General features: G+C 41.5%; 23 protein-coding genes. 5 read left to right on the top strand and 18 right to left on the bottom strand.

Annotated features, from left to right (window positions below):
• Positions 1-68: 68 nt before the first annotated feature.
• The 13 genes from IRB79_RS12220 to IRB79_RS12160 all read right to left on the bottom strand — a co-directional run bounded on the left by IRB79_RS12220 (position 69) and on the right by IRB79_RS12160 (position 11,568).
• A complete protein-coding gene (locus IRB79_RS12220; RefSeq protein WP_243508675.1) occupies positions 69-1,382 on the bottom strand; it encodes an extracellular solute-binding protein in 1,314 nt (437 codons plus the stop codon).
• A gap of 100 nt (positions 1,383-1,482) precedes the next feature.
• Entirely contained in the window at positions 1,483-2,274 is a 792-nt protein-coding gene (locus tag IRB79_RS12215; protein ID WP_243508674.1) for a response regulator transcription factor, read from the bottom strand.
• Positions 2,243-4,027: a sensor histidine kinase gene (locus IRB79_RS12210; protein WP_243508672.1), complete on the bottom strand. Its 1,785-nt coding sequence runs from the start codon at positions 4,025-4,027 to the stop codon at positions 2,243-2,245. Before IRB79_RS12210 ends, IRB79_RS12215 begins: the two co-directional genes overlap by 32 nt.
• Positions 4,028-4,223: 196 nt before the next feature.
• A complete protein-coding gene (locus IRB79_RS12205) occupies positions 4,224-4,697 on the bottom strand; it encodes a RidA family protein (protein WP_243508670.1) in 474 nt (157 codons plus the stop codon).
• 302 nt (positions 4,698-4,999) lie between these two features.
• Positions 5,000-5,350: a 2Fe-2S iron-sulfur cluster-binding protein gene (locus IRB79_RS12200; RefSeq protein ID WP_243508668.1), complete on the bottom strand. Its 351-nt coding sequence runs from the start codon at positions 5,348-5,350 to the stop codon at positions 5,000-5,002.
• 95 nt (positions 5,351-5,445) lie between these two features.
• A complete protein-coding gene (locus IRB79_RS12195) occupies positions 5,446-6,132 on the bottom strand; it encodes a GntR family transcriptional regulator (protein ID WP_243508666.1) in 687 nt (228 codons plus the stop codon).
• Between the two features lie 24 nt (positions 6,133-6,156).
• Positions 6,157-6,687 (bottom strand): chromate transporter, encoded by a 531-nt coding sequence (locus IRB79_RS12190; RefSeq protein WP_243508665.1) that lies wholly within the window; start codon positions 6,685-6,687, stop codon positions 6,157-6,159.
• Positions 6,684-7,280 carry a chromate transporter gene (locus IRB79_RS12185; protein ID WP_009330444.1) on the bottom strand — a complete coding sequence of 199 codons (597 nt, stop codon included), beginning with the start codon at positions 7,278-7,280 and terminating at the stop codon, positions 6,684-6,686. The genes IRB79_RS12190 and IRB79_RS12185 overlap by 4 nt, the downstream gene beginning before the upstream one ends.
• A gap of 84 nt (positions 7,281-7,364) precedes the next feature.
• The gene (locus IRB79_RS12180) at positions 7,365-7,844 is read right to left on the bottom strand and encodes a GlcG/HbpS family heme-binding protein (protein WP_206836914.1); all 480 of its coding nucleotides are present in this window, start codon (positions 7,842-7,844) and stop codon (positions 7,365-7,367) included.
• 18 nt (positions 7,845-7,862) lie between these two features.
• Positions 7,863-9,326, bottom strand: a complete 1,464-nt coding sequence (locus IRB79_RS12175) for an aldehyde dehydrogenase family protein (RefSeq protein WP_243508663.1) — start codon at positions 9,324-9,326, stop codon at positions 7,863-7,865.
• A 121-nt stretch (positions 9,327-9,447) separates the two neighbouring features.
• The gene (locus IRB79_RS12170; protein WP_053436120.1) at positions 9,448-10,179 is read right to left on the bottom strand and encodes an iron-containing redox enzyme family protein; all 732 of its coding nucleotides are present in this window, start codon (positions 10,177-10,179) and stop codon (positions 9,448-9,450) included.
• 224 nt (positions 10,180-10,403) lie between these two features.
• Positions 10,404-11,174 (bottom strand): creatininase family protein, encoded by a 771-nt coding sequence (locus IRB79_RS12165; protein ID WP_243508661.1) that lies wholly within the window; start codon positions 11,172-11,174, stop codon positions 10,404-10,406.
• Between the two features lie 61 nt (positions 11,175-11,235).
• A complete protein-coding gene (locus IRB79_RS12160; RefSeq protein ID WP_243508659.1) occupies positions 11,236-11,568 on the bottom strand; it encodes a 2Fe-2S iron-sulfur cluster-binding protein in 333 nt (110 codons plus the stop codon).
• Positions 11,569-12,001: 433 nt separating this feature from the next.
• Here IRB79_RS12160 and IRB79_RS12155 point away from each other — a divergent pair, with 433 nt between their 5' ends.
• Complete coding sequence (locus tag IRB79_RS12155) at positions 12,002-12,337, top strand: hypothetical protein (protein WP_243508657.1); 336 nt, start codon at positions 12,002-12,004, stop codon at positions 12,335-12,337.
• Positions 12,338-12,809: 472 nt separating this feature from the next.
• The gene (locus IRB79_RS12150; protein WP_243508655.1) at positions 12,810-14,192 is read left to right on the top strand and encodes a hypothetical protein; all 1,383 of its coding nucleotides are present in this window, start codon (positions 12,810-12,812) and stop codon (positions 14,190-14,192) included.
• Positions 14,193-14,221: 29 nt separating this feature from the next.
• Here the strand turns inward: IRB79_RS12150 and IRB79_RS12145 are convergent, their stop codons facing one another.
• Together IRB79_RS12145 and IRB79_RS12140 are read right to left on the bottom strand one after the other, a co-directional pair.
• Entirely contained in the window at positions 14,222-14,902 is a 681-nt protein-coding gene (locus IRB79_RS12145) for an NAD(P)-binding domain-containing protein (protein ID WP_243508653.1), read from the bottom strand.
• Between the two features lie 92 nt (positions 14,903-14,994).
• Positions 14,995-16,440, bottom strand: coding sequence for a hypothetical protein (locus tag IRB79_RS12140; RefSeq protein ID WP_243508651.1), 1,446 nt, complete (start codon positions 16,438-16,440; stop codon positions 14,995-14,997).
• Positions 16,441-16,996: 556 nt separating this feature from the next.
• Here IRB79_RS12140 and nadX point away from each other — a divergent pair.
• The gene (gene nadX, locus IRB79_RS12135; RefSeq protein ID WP_243508648.1) at positions 16,997-17,803 is read left to right on the top strand and encodes an aspartate dehydrogenase; all 807 of its coding nucleotides are present in this window, start codon (positions 16,997-16,999) and stop codon (positions 17,801-17,803) included.
• Between the two features lie 29 nt (positions 17,804-17,832).
• Here nadX and IRB79_RS12130 read toward each other — a convergent pair whose 3' ends face one another.
• On the bottom strand, positions 17,833-18,507 hold the full coding sequence (locus IRB79_RS12130) for a GntR family transcriptional regulator (RefSeq protein ID WP_243508647.1): 675 nt from the start codon (positions 18,505-18,507) through the stop codon (positions 17,833-17,835).
• A gap of 86 nt (positions 18,508-18,593) precedes the next feature.
• Positions 18,594-19,220: a spore protease YyaC gene (yyaC, locus tag IRB79_RS12125; protein ID WP_243508646.1), complete on the bottom strand. Its 627-nt coding sequence runs from the start codon at positions 19,218-19,220 to the stop codon at positions 18,594-18,596.
• A 280-nt stretch (positions 19,221-19,500) separates the two neighbouring features.
• Here yyaC and IRB79_RS12120 point away from each other — a divergent pair, with 280 nt between their 5' ends.
• Positions 19,501-19,650 (top strand): hypothetical protein, encoded by a 150-nt coding sequence (locus IRB79_RS12120; protein ID WP_221878814.1) that lies wholly within the window; start codon positions 19,501-19,503, stop codon positions 19,648-19,650.
• Between the two features lie 39 nt (positions 19,651-19,689).
• Here the strand turns inward: IRB79_RS12120 and IRB79_RS12115 are convergent, their stop codons facing one another.
• Positions 19,690-20,814, bottom strand: a complete 1,125-nt coding sequence (locus IRB79_RS12115; protein ID WP_243508645.1) for a M14 family zinc carboxypeptidase — start codon at positions 20,812-20,814, stop codon at positions 19,690-19,692.
• Between the two features lie 355 nt (positions 20,815-21,169).
• Between IRB79_RS12115 and IRB79_RS12110 the strand changes: the two genes are divergently transcribed.
• On the top strand, positions 21,170-22,075 hold the full coding sequence (locus IRB79_RS12110; protein ID WP_243509374.1) for a DMT family transporter: 906 nt from the start codon (positions 21,170-21,172) through the stop codon (positions 22,073-22,075).
• The last annotated feature ends 8 nt before the right edge of the window (positions 22,076-22,083 follow it).

Here is a 22,083-nt window from a genome sequence, read left to right as displayed (position 1 = left end):
AGCTCCTCCCTGTTAGAATTGGAAAGGATATACCCCATCAGCAGATATATCCTTTTCCGGGAATGCTGTTAATTCCCTTCCTCAGCCTTAAGAGCCTCTTCATGCTGTTTGGCATAATCAGCTGGTTTTACTTCATTGCCGAACAGTGATTGGATAAGGTTTAAATGTGTTTCTGCAACCGAAGCACTCATTTGGACATCAGCAAATAAGGTTAAGCTGCTGGCTTTATTTAACTCGTTTAAGACATCAATATACAGGTCTGGAAGATCCACTTTACCGGTATCGACCTTCGTGGCAGGAATTACACCCGCTTTTTCAACAGATTGCTCTCCCCACTTTTTAACAAAGAACTTTACAAATTCTTTTGATTCATCTTTAACCTTTGAATTCTCAGCAACGAATAACCCTACTCCCGGGCCGCCCACCCAGCTGTCGATATTTCCTTTGCCGCCGTCAACGGTCGGGAATTTAAAGAATCCAACGCTATCCCTGAAATCCTGCGGGATTTCTTCATTCGTTGTAAAATTAGGGAGCTCCCAGGTTCCCATCAGATACATTGCCGCATTGCCGTTCAGGAACTCAGCCTTTCCTTCGTCATTTGAAAGTCCATTATAGCCTTTATTAAATGCGTTCTCTTTGACAAGGTTTTGAATTTCTTCAGCAGCTGATACCAGTGCCGGATCTTCGAACGAACCGGAGCGGTCAATGGCTTTATTAAGAACTTCAGCCCCGCCAAATCGGTCTGCCAGGTACATGTACCACAAAGATCCTGTCCAGCGGTCTTTATTTCCAAGTGCAATCGGGGCAACACCGTTGTCTGCCAATGTCTTAACAGCATTTTCAAACTCGCTGTAAGTTTGGGGAACATCAAGATTATATTTCTTAAAAATTTCTTTATTGTAGTATATAGGTGCAATGTTCAGCTCAAGAGGCAAACCATAGGTTTTTCCATCGAGAGCGTAAGCTTCCGTAGTCCCGCTGACAAAAGAATCCTTCAAACCATCATTTAATACATCATCAAGCTCTGCAAATAGATTGCCCTTCACAAATGGAGTCATATATCCCGCTGCCCAGGTAAACCCTACATCCGGCAATTCATTTGAAGATGAAAGAACCTTGATTTTATTTTTGTACTGCTCATTTTCCAGAACTTCAACTTCAATTTTCACATCTTCATGCTCGGCTTCATATTGTTCAATAATATCTGTAACAATCTGATTTTGCTGCTTGGAGCTTCCTGCCGGCCATAAGTGCATGAATTTAATGGTTTTTTTGGAACCGTTTTCACCACTGGCCGTATCGGTGTTTCCGCTGCATCCTGCGAGCGCTGCTGCCAGGATCAGCACTGCAATAAGTAAAAATGAATGCGCTTTCTTAAACATTTTCCAACCCCCTATTTCTTAATTATTCTAACAATTCTAATGATAACACCACTAAAAAATCGCGGTAAGGTAACCGCGATTGGGAAAAATTCCACTATTTTTAGATGGGAGTTTCATCAAGTTCGGTCAGTTTCCGGTATTTGCTTGGGGTCACACCTTCCGAGTCTTTAAAAAGCTTAATAAAGTACTTGGCTGTTTGATACCCAGCCTGCCGGGCCACTTCATCTATTGGCAAATCCGTGGTTATGAGCAGCTTTTTCGCCAATTGCAGCCTTTTTCTTGTCAAATATTCACTAAAGGTAATGCTGGTCTGCTCTTTAAACATCGCACTAAAATAACTGGCATTCAGATGCACTGCATCAGCGACTTCTTTGAGAGAAATTTGTTCCGGAAGGTTTTTGTTTACATAAGCAATGGCTTGTTTGACAGATGAATTTACATACTCTTTTTTTGCTTCCAGCTCTAACAGGCCCTGATCTGCGACTTTCTCCAAATAATCTGCCCTGACCATATGTTCTTCCGTTTCAAGAGCCTCTTCAATTGCCTTTATAAGACTTTCCTTCCGCAGTGGTTTGACCAGATAGTTGAGAACACCCAGCCGGATGGCTTCCTGGGCAAATTCAAAATGAGGATAGCCTGAAATAATCATGACAGCAGGCTTGTATCCTTGATTTCTAATGTGTTTCAGCAGCGCCAATCCATTCATTTCTGGCATGCATATATCTGTAATAAGCAGGTTCACTTTGGTCCTCTTAAATAACTCTAAAGCTTCATGTCCATCAGCTGCGCTTATAATCTCAAATCTCCCTGCTGACCATCCTTCCAGTGTCTTTTTCAGCCCCTGTCTTGTTGTCTCTTCATCATCCACTATTAAGATTATCTTTGTATTCATCTTTAATTCCCTCCCCCGCAGGTATCTCGAACACAACTTTAGTGCCTGAACCCAACTCACTTTCCAGATGAAGACCTACAAGGGAATAGGCATCATAATAAAGGCTGAGCCTTTTGTTAACGTTTGTCAGCGCCATCCCAATTCCTTTAAATGAAGAAACATTCTCTTTTTTTATCTCCTCGTTTAACTGATGAAGCTCAGTCTGATCAATTCCCGGGCCGTTATCCTGCACCGTGATTTTGATCGAGTCCCCTCCGGCTGATTCTTCTAATTTGATAAGGACAGTTCCTTGTATTCTCTTATTTTCAATTCCATGCTGTATAGCATTTTCAACTAATGGCTGGATAATCAATTTTGGTATTCTCACACCCAGGAGCTTGGGCGGTGCAGCAACTTTCCATAATAATCTTTCTCCAAGCCGCATTTTCATTAGGCGCATATACCGTTCAATATGATCAAGTTCATCATGTATAGTAACCCATTCAGCTGAGCTGCGATTCCCGATTGTATATCGGAAAAGTTCCGACATTGAAATAACAATCTCAGCCAATTCCTCTTCCTTTTTCTCCTCCAGGGACCAGTACAGTGCATTTAGAGTGTTGTAAAGAAAATGCGGATCAATTTGAGCCTGCAGTGCCTTCAGCTCAGTTCGGGACCGCAGCAATTCTTTTTCATAGACAACTTGTATTAAGTGGTTGGTCCTTTCAACCATTTTATTGTAGGTGTTATTTAATTCAATAAATTCAAACGAGGAATTACTCTCAGGATTCAGTTTTAATTCATCCATTTTGGCATTTTTCATCGTATTAGTCAGTTTCTTAATCGGTTTGGTGATCATGGTGGCGAGCACTATGGAGGAAATGACAAATAAAAAGAATCCAATGGAAACTGCTAAAATGATTACAGCACGAACTTTCGAAACGCCCTGCAGCAGAAAACTCATCGGCTTCAGGATGACAAAAGTCCAGCCTGTCACAGCTGACTTTTCGGTAACAGCCATATATTCCTGATCCTGGATCATAATCGATTTTTCCTCTTGCTGGATAATGCTTTTTATGTCGAGTCCGTAATCATAGGTAATTGGCGTTAAGTCGCGATCGAGAAGCATCATATAATCATTCTGTCCGTTTTCTTCATTATTCCCTTGTACCTGAAAATAACTGTTGGAAATACGGACGACAAGATAACCGCCATTCGTAAACCAGCGATCCATCAGACTGACTCTCCGTATGGCGGCAGAATAGCTGCTGTTCCCAGGATCCTTCCCTGTCCAAACAAGCTTCCCCTTTTCCTTGTCAGCGGCTTTTACCCACTTTGAATCAATGACTTTAAAAATATTTTTCCCATCGAATGGGAAAATCCTTTTGCCTTCTGCATTATACAGTTCAATTGATGATATTCCATCTGAGTAGGCATATGTATTATTGATGATTTTTATCAGGGATTCCAATTTTCCGTAATCCATGCTTTCTCCTTCAAGCATCTTTAGCAGCATCTGCTGAACAGTACTATTGGTCATGAGCTGATTAGTCAGAGTATCAATTTGTTTATAAAGCGTTTCCATTCTTCCGTTAGCTTCTGCAGCGGTTTGCTGAATTTGGCGTTCTGCATTTTGCCTGAAAAAGCCGCCTAATTGGTCATAGACAACGAGTGAAACAAATGCCAGGACAAACAGCATGACGCTTAAAAACACTGCTAGAATCTGGTTCCGGAGTGTATTGAATTTTTTTAAAGAAGAAAGAAAGCTCTTCATATGAATCACCTATTCTCAGGTTATCTTATATATTTATTTAAATATAGCAGATTTAAAGCTGTATAACTTGAAAACCCTTACATAAATTTATTTGGGCTTACATCCTCCTTTATCCTTTTTGAAAACATAATAGCATTTTATTTATGAAGCATAAATAGAAAAACTGCTCAATACCTGAGCAGCCCTTGTTTGGAAGTTATTCTATTTCAACGATCATTTCAATTTCTACAGGGGCTCCGCCTGGAAGGGAGGCTAGCCCTACAGCTTTGCGGGCATGTCCATTTTCCTTGCCGAAAATGTCATGAAGCAAATCTGATGCAGCATTAATGACTACAGGATGATTTTTAAAGCTGCTTGTTGAGGCAACGTATCCATCCATTTTGATGATTCTTTTTACTTTATTTAAATCTCCAATGATCCCTTTAAGGGCTGCCAGCAGATTCAGCGTACAAATTCTTGCTGCATCCTTTGCTTCCTCGATCGAGATATCTTCCCCTACAATACCTGCATATTTTTGTGCGCCATTTACCCTGGGTGTTTGTCCGGATAAAAAGACTGTTTTGCCTGAGATAACGCCCGGTTCAAAAGGCATTCGGATGTCAGCCAATACAGGGAGCTGTATATTCAGCTCTTCCAGTCTTTCTTCAATTCCCTTTTTTACCCCATCCATCGCTATGCCTCCTGGGAAACACGTTGTTTTAATGAAGAATATAGTTGTTTAGTGAATTTAAATGAGCGGTGAGTATAATAGACTTTGGCGAAAGCATGATTTTCACAAAGTGAGCATTTGATTTCATATGGAGCTTTTCGAATATGAGGAGTTTTTAATATTTGCATGGCTTCTTTTAAATGTGTGCTGCAAACCCACATAATTTCACCTTCTTCTATTTTATTGGATTCTATATACTATTACATTCTGTAATGGGCCAATGCCGTTGATTTCATCCATTACAGAATGCAGTATTCGTAAGCTCATTTTCCTGTTATAACGGTTTGTTTTAATTTATCCGGCTTTCTCTTTTTCACCTGATCGGTAACTTCATCGTCCCAAGAAATGGTGATATCCCCGTCTGTAACGAATGTCTGGCAGCCTAAACGGTAGCCTTTCTCCAGCCACTCTTCTCCCAGCTTCCTTCTTTCCTGGATTTTTACGTTGTCCAGGTATTCTGCTCCTTCTTCTGTTTTAAAAACACAAGTGCCGCAAATTCCGCCGCCGCAGCGATTTGGCAGATCTCCATCATAGCGGAGCGACATTCTTAATATATTAGAATCCTCAGGCACTTCCAGAGTTTTGTTGCTGTTGACAAAATGGATGTTTGGCATGATTGAATTCCTCCCTGTGATTTCGTTTCTTAGTTCTTGGTATACAATATACCATATTAATAATATTCAGACAATACTAAACTTTTAAATATTTATTAGTTTTTAACAGTCCCTCTCTTTTTAATTCGGTTCACATAGGCCATGTACGCCTTTTTCGAATTCTCAATATGAATCCGCATCAGGTATTCAGCTATTTCGGCATCTTTATCGCGCAGTGCCTTCATAATATCGATATGTTCTTTTAAGGAGTCCTTCCTTCTTCCTGGTGTTTCATACCCCATATTGGCGGCCATATGAATAAAATCGATCAAGCCTGATAGGATTTCATATAGTTTTGGACTTTTGGATGCCTTATTAATCAGCCTGTTCATTTGAATATGTTCGGAGTTGAAGTTTTCTTCATCCTGTTCACTTAGCTCCATCAGTTCCTTAATTTTGAGATCCAGTTCTTTTTGTGTACCTGAATCCATTCTTTGTGCTGCCAGTTTTACAGCAAGCACTTCCAGGGAAGAGAGAATCGTAAATACCTCCAATACTTCATGCTCTGAAATATTGGAGATGACGACCCCTTTTCTGGGAACTGTTTTTACGAAACCTTGAGATTCCAGCCTGAACAGAGCCTCCCGAATCGGTGTGCGGCTAATGTTGAGCTTGGCTGCAAGTTCTCTTTCTACCAGTCTGTCTCCTGCCTGGTATTCTCCTTCTAAAATGAGTTTTTTCAGGTACAAATACGCATGTTCGCGTATGGATATTAAGTTGTTTTCCTCCCATGTTTTATCCATTTTTTCATCTCCTATTTTTATAGGCTAAGATAAAAAGATCCCTCCATAAAATAAAGCTCCAAATATAACAAGCGAAGGATGAACCTTGAATTTGATCAATGTTAAATAGCTAACAGCTGCAAGCAGCACAAGATGCAGCATTCCGCTGTTTTCAAAGCCTGTCAAAAAGAACTGGTAGGCCATGACAGCCAGAAGGACAGCAATGATCGGCTGCACGGACTTGGTCATTAGCTTCACTTTAGGGGAATCTTTAAATAAATTCACAAACTTAAACAGGACGATGACTGCCAGCGCTGATGGAAGGATGGTAGCTGCCAAAGCTACTGCCGCCCCTAAAACCCCGCCTAATTCATAGCCGATGAATCCGGCCATTTTCGTTGCTATGGGACCCGGCAGCGCATTCGCAATGGCGAGAACATCCCCAAATTCTGATAGTGTCATCCAGCCATTGTTGTTCACTACTTCAATTTGAATGAGGGGAATCGTTGCGGGTCCCCCTCCGTAACCTAATAGATTCGCTACAAAAAATGCCCAAAAGATCTCCCAATATATCATGAACTTTTCTCCCTTACTGGCATGTACTCTTCAGTTGCCTTTTTATTCGCCTGTTCCTTCCGATGGGCAATATAAAATGCTGTGCTTAAGACGATCGCAATTAAAATACCGGGATGCCATTCCAAAAACTGAACAAATACCAGTGATACGGCTGCAAGCATAAGGTTTTTCGGCAGCCCTAAGCCCTGGCTTCCTTTCTGGTAAAAACGGTAGGCCATCTCAGCCAGCATAAAGCCGATGACAGGTGTCACTCCCTGCACCATTCCGCTTACAATCGGGGACTGGCGGAAAGAGTATAAAACGCCAAGCAAAGCTAGCATGGCAATAATGGAAGGTAGGATATGCGTAAGGATGGCTACAGCGGCACCCATGCTGCCTTTAACTTTGTAGCCGATATAGGCAGCCATTTTCGTTGCAATCGGTCCAGGCAGCGTATTGGCTAATGCCAAAATCTCCCCGAATTCCTCCTCCGTCATCCATTTATATTTCTTAACTGCTTCAAATTCAATCAGAGGTATTGTCGAAGGACCTCCTCCATACCCTGTCACACCGGTGCGTGCAAATCCAATCGCCAATTCAAGATAAGGCTTCATGCGATCCTCCCCTTATTTAGGTGCTTTTGACTGAAGAAGGACCTCATTCCGCTATCTATTAACAACGAATGAGGTCCCTTTCTATTATTTTTTAATATCTGCTTCGGTTACGACTTCATAGCCGTCTTTTTCCAAATAAGATTGAAGGGCTTTTAAGGCAGCGGTCCCAACAGCCGTATCCTGCTCGCCATTTCCTCCGCTGATGCCGATTCCGCCAACGACTTCACCATTAACCACAATTGGGAACCCTCCGACAAACACAGCAAATTTGCCATTAAGCATATGCTGGATGCCAAATGCCTCATTGCCTGGAAGGGCAGGCCCGTTCGGTTCTTTATTGAATAGATGGGTGGAGCGTTTATGGCCGGCAGCTGTGTAAGCTTTGGCAATCGCAATTTCAGGTCCGGTGATTCTTGCTCCATTCATGCGCTCGAGTGCAATCACACTGCCGCCGTCATCGACAATTGCTATGGTTTCAAACACATTGATTTCCGCTGATTTTTCCTTCGCTGCTTCAATCATCAATTTTGCTTCTTCCAATTCAAGTTTTAGAGCAGTTTTCATCATCATTCTCCTTCTGATTTAATAGCCAATATAAACGGTTTTTACTTGAGTGAAAAATTCCAGGCCGACTCTTCCTGACTCCCGGAACGTAGCCGTGCTGGATTGCTTTAATCCGCCAAACGGTGCATTGATTAAGTTGCCGGTTGTAGTCCGGTTTACTTTTACCGTGCCTGCCTGAATGTCTTTAGTAAATTGGCTGGCTGTTTTTAAATTATTTGTCACAATGGAAGCAGACAATCCATAGTCAACGTCATTGGCAATCGCAATGGCTTCTTCATATGTATCTGCCTCGATCACGGCAATGACGGGGCCAAAGATTTCTTCCTTGGCAATGCGGTGATTTGGTTTAACATTATTAAAAATGGCTGGCTGCACAAAATATCCTTTTTCATATTCACCTGATGTGAGGTGCTCACCGCCATATACTAGATCCGCACCGTCTTCTTTCCCAAACTCGATATACTTCAAGACATTTTTCAGCTGCTTTTCATTTGCCAGCGGGCCGATCTTAACTCCTTCTTCAAAACCGCTGCCAATTTTAAGGGCGCTTGTTTTTTCAATCAATTTCTCCACAAATGCTTCCTTTACTTCCTTCATCACAATCACTCTGCTTGTTCCTGTGCATGCCTGCCCAGTCAAAGAAAATCCGCCATTGACTGTTAATGTGGCAGCAAGATCTAGGTCAGCATCTTTCATAACTAAAAGCGGATTTTTTCCGCCAAGTTCCATTTGAGTTCTGGTAGTGAAAGAGCATTTGCTGTGGATGTCCTCTCCTGCAGCTGTTGAGCCAGTGAAGGTGACAGCCTTGACAGCAGGATGGGTAACTAATAAATCACCTACATCAGCTGCTTTCCCAGTAACAAAGTTCAAGACGCCATTTGGTATACCGGCATCGTGCAGCGCTTCAACAAGCCGAACGGCAATCAGAGGGGTATCTGAAGAAGGCTTGAACACAACTGTGTTTCCAGTAATTAATGCCGGAGCAATTTTTCTCGCAGCAATAGAGATTGGAAAGTTCCATGGCGTGATCACACTTACAACTCCAAGCGGTTCTCTTTCCGTCGAAACTCTCATATTTGGATCATCATTCGGGAAGGTTTCACCTGTGAAGCTTTGTCCCTCGACCGCATAATAGCGAAGTGTCTGTGCAGAGCGCAGCACTTCATTTTTCGCATCATTGACATGCTTTCCTTCTTCCCTTGTCAGTTCTTCTGCATATGTGGCCGCATTTTCTTCGAGTAGTGCTGCGGCCTTGTTCAAAATGGCAGCACGCTTGGATGGAGCTGTCTTTGCCCAGCCAGGGAATGCTTTACTGGCGGCTTCAATTGCCTCTTTCACATCGGTTTCATTAGATGCCTGAAAAACACCGACGACATCTTCTGTGTTTGCAGGGTTTACACTATAAAAATTTTTTTGGCTCGCGGATTCCTGCCACTCACCATTAATATAGTTATTGAATGTTTCTACCTTTGTTGTAATCAAACCTATCACCTTACTCTCTGTTAATTTCTCCCTTTCCTGCGTCAACTTCTCCAATTATAGAAAGGGCCGCCACATAGACCTCGATGGACAAGATTTAGTGTGACGGCCTGGATAAAACTTATTATTTTGCTTCTACTAAAGATCCAAGATCCTGCTCAAGATATTCTCTCCATAGGCCATCCATGTACATGCGGCGCATTTTCGCACCTGTGCGGACTACTTCAAGGCAGCGCTGCTGTAATTCAGGAGTATCAGCATGGTCTAAAACAATCTTGTAGCCGCGTTCTCCATGGATTTCGTCAGATACAATGTGTAGATCGAAGAATTCGATTTCTTCATCTGTGAATCCGTATTGTGCACGGAGAGCTGGAGTCTGCTTTCGATAAATGTCTGGAACCTGGGACTCGAGGCCGACAACTAGAGCAGCCGTTGCTACGACGAAGTTTTCACGGGCTGCCACTGCATAGCACCAGCTTTGCAGGCCTAATGTTGTTGGAGCCATGTTTTCTGGATCAATCACTCGTTCGCGGGTTGTTCCACATGCTTCAGCAAAGCGAATCAGCAAGTCTGTATGACGGTCGGCCGCAATTTCTTCTTCATACATATTTTGAAGTGTGAAATCTTTTGCTGCTTCAAATTTCGGATCGGTTGGAGTGTTGTGATAGATGTACGCTAAGTAGTCAGCAAAAGGTCCTACATAGTGGTAATGGTTTTCAGCCCATCTGGCAAAATGCTTTCTTTCCAGTTTTCCTTCAGCCCAAGCTACAGTGAATGGAGCTTTCTGGCTATGGTTTCCTTTAATGGCTTCCTCTAATTCTTTGCGAAATTCATCTTTCGATAATAATTCTGGCATGTGTAAACTCCTCCTCGAAATTTATGTAGCCTATTGGCACTTGATATTTTGTATACCAAAACTTATTAAAAAATAATAGGTTGCTAATTTACAACCACATTTAATCTTGTTTTTTGGTCTTTGGTATACCTTAATGAAATCATAACCTATTCTTTTTGAATTGTAAACATAATTTTTAGAATTTTTTAAAGATTAATTTTTCTCGGTTGATAGATTGTGAGAATTTAATAAAGCAGCTCCTCTTTCAGATCAAGCAGCTCGGAAAGTTCTTCAGCTAGATGATCCAAGGCTTCTTCAACGATCTGCTCTCCAATTTCCCTGCTCCCTTTCCGTCCATCACCAATACAGCCGTTTCCAGTCATTTCTTCATAGAAATAAAATCCCTGGACAGCTTTACCCGGCCGGAGTCTTTCCCATCTGCCGCCTTGCTTGATTTCTCCTTTTTCCAAGAGGTCTTCCCTTACCAGTTCCGGTGCAAGATACAGGGCTTCAGACACTTCACGTTCACAGCTGTGGCCAAATAAAGGGGATTTTACATATTTCCCGATAGACTCCTTGGCAGATGCGGTGGTCTTTGCATAGTAGACCTCTACTTCCAATTCCTTTGTGATGGTCATGGCGGCCAGATTCAGTGTAGATTGGTTTCCGCCATGTGAATTCAAAAATAAAAACTTCTTGATGCCATGCTGTTTCAGTGAGGAAACCATGTCTGTAAGAACGGCAATCAAAGTAGAAGGCTGAAGTGTAATTGTTCCGGGGAAATGGATATGATGCTCGGAAACCCCCATGTTAACAGACGGCGTCACAATAGCATATGGAAACATTCTCTGCCCCAGTTTAATAGCCATTCTCTCCGCAAGCACCGCATCACAGCTTTCCGCCATATGTGGACCATGCTGCTCATGTGCTCCGACAGGAATTATGGCAAACTCTGCTGTTTCAAGTGATTTCTCGACTTCCTTCCATGTCATCTTGGTAAGATCATAACAATTCATTTTCTTGATACCCCGCTTGTCTTAGGTATTTTGTATACCATTAATAAATAAAAATAAAAAACTATTTCGCAATAGCTGCAGTTGTCTTCTTGGGAGGCTTTACAGAAATGTTTTCCTGTGATATTTCAATGTCGTTCTGGATGGTCATTTGACAGGTTAACCGGTACCCTTCTTTCACTTTGTCGCCAAGCATTTTTTCTTCCTTCCAATTTGGCGGTGCGAGATCATCTCCCCCATTTAATACAATGCACGTACATTTTGTGCATCTTCCCATGCCGCATCCATATTTTAATTCCGGAAACTGGCGGATCCCTGCCAGGACAACCAAATTAGCATTATCCTTTACCTGCTTTTCCACAATCTCCCCATCCACATGAAGCGTAACCTTCGGCATAACATTACCCCTTTCAGTTTATTCTAAAAATTTAGATACTTTTTCAAAGTATACAACCTTTTGGGAAGATTAGCAAACTCGTTTTTTATTTTTCTGTGTTTGGCGGACATAGGCAGTTGGCTTTTACTGGATTAACTACCATTTTCCTTAAGTTCTATTTTTTTCGTCGTTAATCTGCCAGATTGGCTGTCACCCCTTTTTCGTTTTTACTCACCTGTATCACTTCCTTTTTTTAAAGAATAATAGATCTAATTTTCACCGAATTATTAAAAAATTTAGAATATATTATTGAATATTTCAAAATCTTAGTATAAAATAAACTTAAGAGAAATGGTATACAATATTCCAACGATAAGGAGGTAGGCTATCGAGCTACATATGAGCAATTCTGCATTTGTAACTAATTTCAAACAAAACTAAGGGAGTGTTTTAATTGGGTAAATATATTGTTTTAACAAATAAAGATACTTTCCAGACCATTCTTGAAAACCAGGGTCTAAAGCCGGTTGAGACGTATCATTTTTATTTCTTCGATAAGCTGAAGGCTAAGTACACCATCGCGGAAGTTTTGGATGAGAATATGAAAATCCAGCTTTATGAAGAGTATGAAGGAAAAGAGTATGTGAATCATATTGGTGTTAAATTTTTTGAACGGTTTGAAACGCTGGAAGCAGCCAGAGAAGAACTGGATGAAATAGTAAAAGCATCCGGCAATAGTGAAGACTCCATTCATTCCAAACTGGTAAAATCTGATGAAGTAGCAGTATAAATGTTATTACTAAACCCGGAAGAAGCCGCTCTTCTTCCGGGTTTGCTGTTCATAAGAAAAGCGGAAGCGCCTTGCCCACCCCCGACACCTCGAGGGGGTAGGCTGCTTGCGCTAGACAGTTTTCTACGTTCAAAATTTCTAACTTTCTTATTCTATAGAAAAAACCGCCAATGAAAGGCGGCTTTACTAGAATTTTAATGTTCTTCTTAAACGGGCTAATTTTCTTTCTGTTTTCTCAATTGCATATTTGGAACCAAATAGAAAATGGAACATCGGGGCGTCCTCCTTTTTTCTCTAACCTGTTATCATTATTATATTATGAATTTTTGAGATTTACAACAAAATTGTATACCAAATACCAAAATCGCGATAGAAATGTGGCTGTTTTTTGAACAAATAAAGAAAAAGCGTGATTATGGTATACAATTTGTTTTCCCCATTTACTTTATTAAAGATCGCGAGGGTGTCTGATATGCTGAGAGTTTTATTTTTGACCGTGATTGGTTTATATTTGCTGTCCACTTTGCTTCCCCAATGGAATATCGATCCCCTCCTCTCTGTCTTGTGTTTTATCATAGTCGTTTTGACCTTTAGGCTTGCGAAAAAATTTGTTCAGATTCTCGGGGGCGTATTCCTGGCTTTTGGTGCTGTGCTGCTTTGGACAAGCGGCTCAGAGTGGCAGCAATATATTCTTGCCTTTGGGCCAATGCTTGATTTGCTTACCATGTTTACGTTAATACCGATCCTGGGCATACCGATTAAACTTGGGCGATACGGGGAAGGCATCCAGGCCATCATTCAAAAACGGGTAAAAACATCTGGTCATTTATATATGATGACTTCGGGGATTTCTTACTTTTTTAGCATTTTCATGAATCTTGCCACTCTTCCCATGACGTATTATTCAATCCGGCCGGCACTCGGGAGCTTTCCGGTGCGGAACAAGGAACGATTCATGAGCAGAGCGATTTCCAGGGGGTTTGCAATGCCTTTAATCTGGGCGCCTGTAACGCCTATTGTGGGGATAGTGATTACGATGACGGGAGTCAGCTGGGTATCCATCCTCCCCTATGTCATTCCGCTGAGCATATTGGGCTTAGCAATGGATTGGTTTATTGGTTCCCGTCAGTCCCAGCCTACGAAACTCCCGCACGCTGGCGAAGAATCTGTGCACGAAACGGCGGCAGCCCTGGAAGCAGGTTATGCCGGCCGTCCTGGAAGAGTTTTTCAAATCCTGATAGCCATCGCAATTTTTAATGTTCTTGTATCCCTTGCTGAGACGCAGTTTACTTTGCCTTTTTTAATTCTTGTTTCTTTGATCGTTATTCCATTTGCATTCAGCTGGTCCCTAATATTAAAAAAAGGGAGAGAATTTGGCGATCAGCTTGCTGACCATTTCAATTCCTTCGCCTTGAGCATGAAGGATCAATTTTTCATTTTTTTATCAACAGGCTTTTTTATCTCAGCCATGAACTTGTCGAGTGCAAATGAAGTCCTTTATAATTGGATTGCAGCTTTTATAAATGTGGCCGGGGTCGAAGTTTTCCTGATCATCTTGCCTTTGATTCCTTTAGGGCTGGCCTTTCTGGGCCTTCATCCAGCCGTCTCACTTGCATTGATGATTGAAGGCGTAAACCCGGCAGCCATCGGGATTTCCCCGCACATTCTGACAGTTGCCATGCTTTCAGGGGCTGTTTCCGCCTTCTTAGTGGGTCCATATAATGCCACTCTTGGCCTCATGTCCAACATTATCAAAGTCGATTCCTATAAAGTCTCCAACTGGAATATGCCATTCGCCGCAGTTTATGTTGCTTGTGTGATGATCTATTTGTTTATACTTAAGAGACTGCTCTAATAGAAAAAGCTGCTGATCAAATTGCTTAATCAGCAGCTTTTTTTAGTGGATTCCTTTATTTCGTTCACAATCTCCTGTGCAAAATGCCCCAAGGTGCCTTCACTGTAGGAGCGGATGACTTCAGGTGCCAGGGAGGCGAGAGCTCTTTTAATATAAGCTGGCGGATAGTCTTTGCTGATAAAATCGTTCTCGATTTCGACGGCTGTCTTTACAGCAAAGAATGTAGCCAGTTTGTTTACTTCTACTAATCTTTCTTCACTGTCCTTTACTATTTCCCCCAATGGTTTGATAAGGTCCACTATCGGATCTGGCAGTTGGTCCTCTGAAATAAACAATCCATTTCCATTCTCCATTAAATCTCTCGAATGACCCATATACTTTAATCCGTATACCTTGCAGGAAGGGAATCTTTCTCTAATACTTTTCGTTGGAAGCGCAGTCGCCATGTTGATGAAAGCAATAGAAGACTCCACAGGAAACATGCTTTCCATAAAAGAAATCACCTTTCCGGCCGGCAAAGCAAGCAGAATAATATCCATTTGTTTCAGCTCGTCATCGGTTAAAGGGCGTCCGTTAGGGAACTTCTCAGCAAATTGTTCTGCCTTTGACCTGTCAGGATGATAAATGCCGATTGGATGGTTTGATTTTTGCCAGTGAGTCATCATGGCAGTCCCCAATTTTCCAATCCCTGCTAAACCTATTTTCATCATGCGCCTCCTATTCTGTCTGAAAAAAAGACTATCCCCTAAGTTAGTATATTCTAACTTTGCAGGATAGCCTTTTATTTTTCAAGTTTACTGTTTTACCAGATTAATATAGCAATTAATGTGGCGATAAAAAGGCTTGCGACAACAGGAATAAAGTTTTTCCTGGCCAGTTCCAGCGGTGAAAGCTGGAGGAATCCTGCTACTGCCACAAGGGAAGACCAGGCAACAATTGTTCCTCCGCCCCAGATGGCACCCATCTGCCCGATCGCTGCCAATGTGGAAGGATCGATATGGCTTCCATTTGCCAAAGCACCCGATAAGGCACCTGTTAAGGGCAGCCCTGAAAAGCCTGAACCATCCAAGCCAGTGATCAGACCGACTATTAAAAGACCAAAACCGGCAATAAAGGCATTTTCCGGAATATAAGCCTGGCCTGCCTGTATCATATCAAACAAAAACGCAGGTTTGGCAGCGCTTTCATCGAGAGATAGTATGGTGCCGGTGAAGTCTGAACTTCCCATAAAGAAGAAACCTGCAATTGGAATAACCGGGGCCATCGCTCTAAAGGCGAATACAAACCCTTCCGTTAAATGCTCGCTTATTTTATCCAAGGCATGGATGCGATTAAATGCCACGGTGGCAAGCACCAATAAAAGTGTCGCTACCCCGCCGATAAAGGCAGCTCCATCTGTTCCTTCAAATCCGGATCCACCAGTTAACTTTGTTGAGAACATATACAGCATAACAGCTAGCATGGATAAAGGCACTAAAACGGCAAAGACCTTACCCCATGTATTTTTTCTCTGGATGGTTTCAGCACTTTCTTCAGCTGTGGCCGCCAGTTCATTGGCAACACCAAAAAATGCTGAATCCTCAGGGTTTAGCGAGGAGTCATGATTGCCATTTTTGACAATAGATTTTCTATGCGCCAAATAAATATAGGCCAATGCGCTTACACCAGTAATGATGGAAAGAACTAATGTTTTATCAGCAACCAGTGCCTTATCAATTCCAGCTGCTTTGGCACTTAGCATCGGTGCTACCTGCATGATATAATCTGAAGAAAGCGCCATTCCCTGGCCAGCAATGACAATAACCATTGCAGCCGTCATTACAGGCAGGCCAGCCCTGACCGCTGCCGGGACCAGCAATGCACAGATAAGCGGGACAGCAGGAGTCGGCCAGAAAAAGAGTGAAATAACATAAGTAGTAACCATTAATACTAAATAGGAAACATGCCCATTGATCATTACCTTCTCAATTGGACCGATAAGCCTTTTATCAGCTCCCAGGTCTTTCAATGAATTAAGAAGCGCGATCATGAGGGAGATGATCAAGAATATACTGAATAGCTCTTTTGCTGCGAGGAGATTAGCGTTAAATACCGCCTGGAAGCCGGCGATCAGACTTCCTTTATAGATGACTGCCACAAAGAAAGTTCCGATGATAACAGGCAAGACAACGCCTCTTCTGAAAAGCATCGTTGCGATTACAGACACAGTAACAATTGCATAGACCCAATGAGCAAATGTTAACTCCATATATTCCCCTCCGTTTTCATTATAAAAAAATCTCTTTATAAATAGATTGCAAAAGACAGATTGCAGGAGGCATGATCTGTTTTTCTACGGCTGACTATGTATTACCTCAACACTTGGCTTATTCAGGAGGTTTTGAAACATTTTCCAAAAAAGCATACTGCATTTGGTGGATTGTATACCAAATTAAGCAAAAAACAAAAAAGCGATAATCTCCGATGTGTTTGTTATCTGCGTGTACGCCATCCGAATCATACTATACTATTTCCTTATGCTCCCTCAGAAGTTCTTACCGAAAGATCAGCCTCTCTTCCTCTGGTACATGAGAATTTTGACCACCTCCCTTTTTCACTATTTTTAACTTGTATACTATAATAACACTAAAAAAGAGGATTGTGCAAATAATTTTGAAAATTTAGATGTTTTAATATTTTCTATAAAATATATTGCTCTATTAATGGATTTAAGTTAAAATCTAGAATAAAATTGCACAAAGTATATCGTATACCAAAATAAAGATTCCTATTTTTAGGGGTGATCCCATGAAGGAGTGATAAATATGCTTAAAGCTGGAATCATCGGTTATGGAACGCTGGGGAAAACTATTGCAGAATTAATTGAAGCCGGCCATGCCGGCGACGTCGAGTTAAAGTCTGTGCTGGTTAGAAGAAAAAAGAGTGCAGATCATGCTGACAAACAAACATTTGCTCTTACGTCAGATGAAACAGAATTTTTTAATGGGGATTTAGATATTATCATAGAGGCAGCGGGTCATCAGGCTTTACATATGTTCGGGGAGAAAGTGCTGGCAAATGGAAGCCATCTTGTGGTGCTTTCCGTTGGAGCATTGGGAGAAAACGGTTTTTATGAACAACTGCAGACTGCGGCCAAGCAGCAGAACCGGCAGATTTTTATCCCCTCTGCAGCTATCGCCGGCCTGGACCGGATTGCAGCAGGTGCATTGGGAGAAATTGAAGATATTACCTTAATCACAAGAAAGCATCCCCGCAGCTGGAAAGGTACGATAGCGGAAGAAAAAGTGGATTTACATACGCTGACTGAACCATTTTGTATTTATGAAGGGAATGCACGGGAGTCATCAAAGCTTTTTCCGCAGAGCGTGAATGTATCAGCAGCCCTCAGCCTTGCAGGAATCGGCTTTGAAGATACAAATGTAAAAGTGTATGCTGATCCAACTATCCAATCGAACACACATACCATTAAGGCAAAGGGTTATTTTGGCGAAGTGGAGATATCCGTTTCGAATGTTCCTTATGAGGAAAATCCAAAATCCAGTCCGATTGTCGCCATGAGTGTGGCCAAGGTTTTAAAAAATTTAACTTCGCCAATTGTGATTGGAGTGTAAAAAAATTAAGAAAGGGCTTCTGCTCTTTCTTAATTTTTCTTTTCACTTTGCTGCACCGCTTCAATATATGCTTTTTTGGAGTTCTCAATATGTATTTTCGTCAGATATTCAGCCATTTCCATTTCTTTATTGACGATGGCTTCCATGATTTTTAAATGCTCCTCCATTGACTGCTTTGCCCTGCCCGGGTTTTTATGCCCTATTTTGGCAAATGCGCGAATGTAATCGGATAATCCGCTCAGCATCTCATAAAGCTTCACATTTTTGGCAGAGCTATATAGGAGATGATTGAGCTCCCTATGTAATTCAGAAGCATCCTCTTCAGGATTGTTCAGGTATTCCTCGACCTTTTTTATGCTGTCAGTGAATTTGCTTTCCATTTCATTATCCAGCTTTTGAACAGCCAATTTTGCTGCCAGTACTTCAAGTGATGATAAAATGGTAAACACTTCGATAATTTCCTTTTCGGAAATATCGGCAACAATTACGCCTTTTCTTGGGACTGTCTTAACAAACCCCTGTGATTCCAGGCGGAACAGCGCTTCACGAATGGGTGTCCTGCTGATGTTTAATCTCTCAGCAAGTTCTCGTTCCACCAGCCGGTCTCCCGCTTTAAATTCTCCGTCCAAAATAAGATCCTTAATATGCAGATAAACCCTCTCGCGTATCGAGATCAGATTATCTTCCGTCCAGTTATTCCCCATCCCTTTCCCTCTTTCTCTTTGGTATCTTTACGCTCATTATAACTTACCTATCGGGGTACAGCAATTTTTTGGCTGATTTACCAAATTCATGTTTGCGGAACATTCATTTTTTCAATCACTCCTCTGGAAGTATGGTCATTTGCCGCTACACGTGAAATGATTTCCGCAATGATTTCAGCCAGTTTTAAAACCATATATAATCTTGTGCTATTTAAGGAATGAACAGGTGATAATGGATCCAGCGTGTTAACAATCGCCTTCAAATGATAATCACCCACACTCGGAAGAGCCCGATTCACTGCATTTCCCGGAATAAACGACCCTTCCCTTATTAAAATATAGCCGATTTGCCGCTCGTCTCCGAGGCAGGCATCTATGCCAAATATAAACGGATCATCATGGGTTTCTTTGATTTCTTTAAGTACCTTTTTGATATTCAATGCGTGAACAGGCTCCTGCAAGGTCCCATATATTGGATAGGGAATGTTTTTTTCCTTGAGAATCTTTCCTGCCAATGGCCCTAGAGAGTCTCCTGTTGAGCGGTCAGAACCAATGCACAAAATAACGATTTCCCTGGATGTGCTGTAAAAAATATGTTCCAGCTTAGTTACCATCTTTTCGATTTTTGCTTCTTCCGTCGTTTCTTTAATGGAAATATAACTGGCTGCATCGACGGCATTTTTGTTCTGTTTGCTGGATGAAAATGGCCACATCTTGGTCCCTCCTCTCCGGTAATCGTTATTTTTATTCCGAATATATTTTCAATGCTTAATTGATAATCATTCTTAGTGTATACAAAGAATGCAGCAATTGTAAATTTTTTTAACCAATATATTATGTCCTACCCTGACCTTCGGGGATATATCCCCGATAATTTAATATCTTTCTACAATCATACTAGAAGCCCAAGCTTTAGTTCATCTCCTTTTTAGGTTCTTTTGGAGAATATTTTATTTCCTAATACAAAAAATATTTTTTACGGAGGTGATCAGAATGAAAAAGGATATTAATGAAGGAACTGATAATCGAAACAGCGCTTCCCAGGATGTTTTGATGGATCGGGTAAATCAGGCTTTTGATAAAATGGCAGAGGATGTAAGAGGGATGGTTGAAGAGAGTGCGGTGAAGAAGAACAACAGATAAAAAGAAGCTGGCTCCATGACCAGCTCCTTCTTTATTAACTTAAAATCCTGATGATCCCGCAGGAACAATCCCATTATAATCTGTCCAATAGCCTGCTAAAGGATAAGACGGGATGTCATTCCAACTCTCAGGATCCACTTCATTTACTTCTCCTGTAACATAGCCATATACCAAGGATTTTAAAGCTAAAAAGTTTTGTTTTGTTAAATATCCGTTCGATTTCTGCCCCAGGCTGCCATCGCTTGAATTGCCTTTTGTTTCAAAAAATACTGCTGGATGGCTGTGATTTTCCGGGTTCAAACCATTATAATTCAATCCCATCATCATAGCTGAAACGACCCCGCCTTTAATGTCGATATCATAGCCTACTTGTTTTTCACTATCAACAATCTGGTAGCGGTCGATATGGGTATAGCCGTATCCGCTCATTTCATCGTAGACATATGCCAGCATCTGCCTTGTCACATCATTGTAGTTTTTGTATGCAGGCAGTGTTGGTCCATTTGGCGCCAGGGAAATACCGAGTGAAAATGACGTTGCTTCATTTGTTCCATAAACCTGTTTTAATCCTTGATGATGCAAATCGATCGCAAAGTCAGGTTTCAATTCTGCCCAATAAGAATAAACGACTTTAGACTCTTTGGCTTTAAAACCTTCAGCTGCCCAATCCCGATTCAAATCCAGTAATTGTCCTGTCTCCATAACCTTTGTACTACGGGTATTCATTTCTGCTCCATCCGGATTGTACATTGGAATGAAGTATAGTGTGGACTCTTCCAGAACAGTCTGTACCTCTTTGGAATTGTTGCCCGCATAAGTTTTTAACAGCTGAAGCGCTGCCTCTGTAACCAGCTTTTCATTGCCATGGATTTGAGCCTGTATCCAGATTTTCTTTTCCCCGTTTCCAACCTTGGCGACATAAATGCTTCTGCCCTGCTCTGATTTTCCGAAGCGGTCGAGTGTAAAAACTTCCACTTTCCCCTTGCTTGTCTGTTCAATGCCGTTGAGTGTTTTCACTACATCTTCGTAGGACATCATACTGTTAATACTGGTGTTTCCATTTGTAGATGGCCCTCCTGGTACAGTTGCCGCAAAGGAAAATGTGGAGAACAGCATAACAAGAAATGCTGTCAGTAATGCGATTTTCTCTGCCATTTTCTTCATATGTATTTCACCCTTTCTATTTAGCCCCTTTCTTCGGGACTCTAAAGAAATGATAAGGGATGGGCTTGTCCCTCGACAGAGAAAAAAGAATGAATTTTCCGCTAATTTCAGAGACTATGTTTTAAATATTAGTAAAGTGATTGAGAAAAAACAACTGTTTTACACTTTAAATTGATAAAGTATGACAAAAAACAACATATTCCCCTCGTCCTTTTTTCCTAAAGTTAAAATTAATAAATCTTTAATAATAAAATAACTATTTCGCCTTTCGAAAAAGGTGTTATAATACTATTTATAAAATTTTACAGAAATGAAGGCGAGTTGTTTGAAAAAGAGATTATGGCTTATATATGGAATGCTGACTTTGGCTACTGCTATATGGGGCAGCGCTTTTATTGCCGGCAAGTTTGCTGTTCAAAGCTTTGAACCTGCAACAGTTGCTTTTTTGCGGTTTTTGGGAGCTGCCATCCTGCTTTTTCCGCTCATGCGGATCATGGAGAAAGACCGGAAACGACCGAATTTAAGGGATCATGGATTGTTTGCACTTTTGGGCCTGACCGGAATTGCCCTGTATAATATTTGTTTTTTCCTGGCCACAAAGCATGCGCCAGTGATTAAAAGCTCATTATTTATTGCTTCAAACCCGGTGCTGATCGTCCTTTTATCAGGATTATTCCTAAAAGAAAAAATCACAAAAAATCATATCATTGGAATGGCCGTTGCTTTGACAGGTGTAGTGTTTATTATTACAGATGGCCATTTGCTCACTCTTTTCCAATATGGATTTGAACCCATTGACTTCGTATTGCTAGGAGCTGTGGTCAGCTGGGCCATCTATAGTGTTGTAGGGAAAGTGGTTTTGAAAAAATTCAGCTCAGTGGAATCCACTACTTATGCAGTTGCCTATGGAACCTTGTTTCTATTGCCATTCGCTTCGGCTGAAACATCGTGGATGGATATCCAGCAAGCCAGCATTACGACATGGGCTGCGATTGCCCATATGAGCATTTTTGTTACCGTGGTTTCATTTGTGATGTATTACAACGGAATTAAAGAGGTCGGTGCGGCCAAGGCCTCCATTTTTATTAATGTGATGCCTGTATCTGCCGTTATCATGGCTACGGTCTTTTTGGGTGAAACGTTCACCATGGCTCATGGAATAGGGGCAGCATTTGTTTTGACTGGTGTTTATATAGGAACAAATGCGAAAATGTTTCAGAGAAGGATGCATAAACAGTCAATGAAAAATGAGACAGCATAACAATGCAG

It is taken from the genome of Cytobacillus oceanisediminis, from assembly GCF_022811925.1.
GTDB classification, from domain to species: Bacteria; Bacillota; Bacilli; order Bacillales; family Cytobacillaceae; genus Cytobacillus; species Cytobacillus oceanisediminis_D.
The sequence above is the reverse complement of the archived record's forward strand: the minus strand, read 5'-3'. Positions and strand labels throughout refer to the sequence as shown.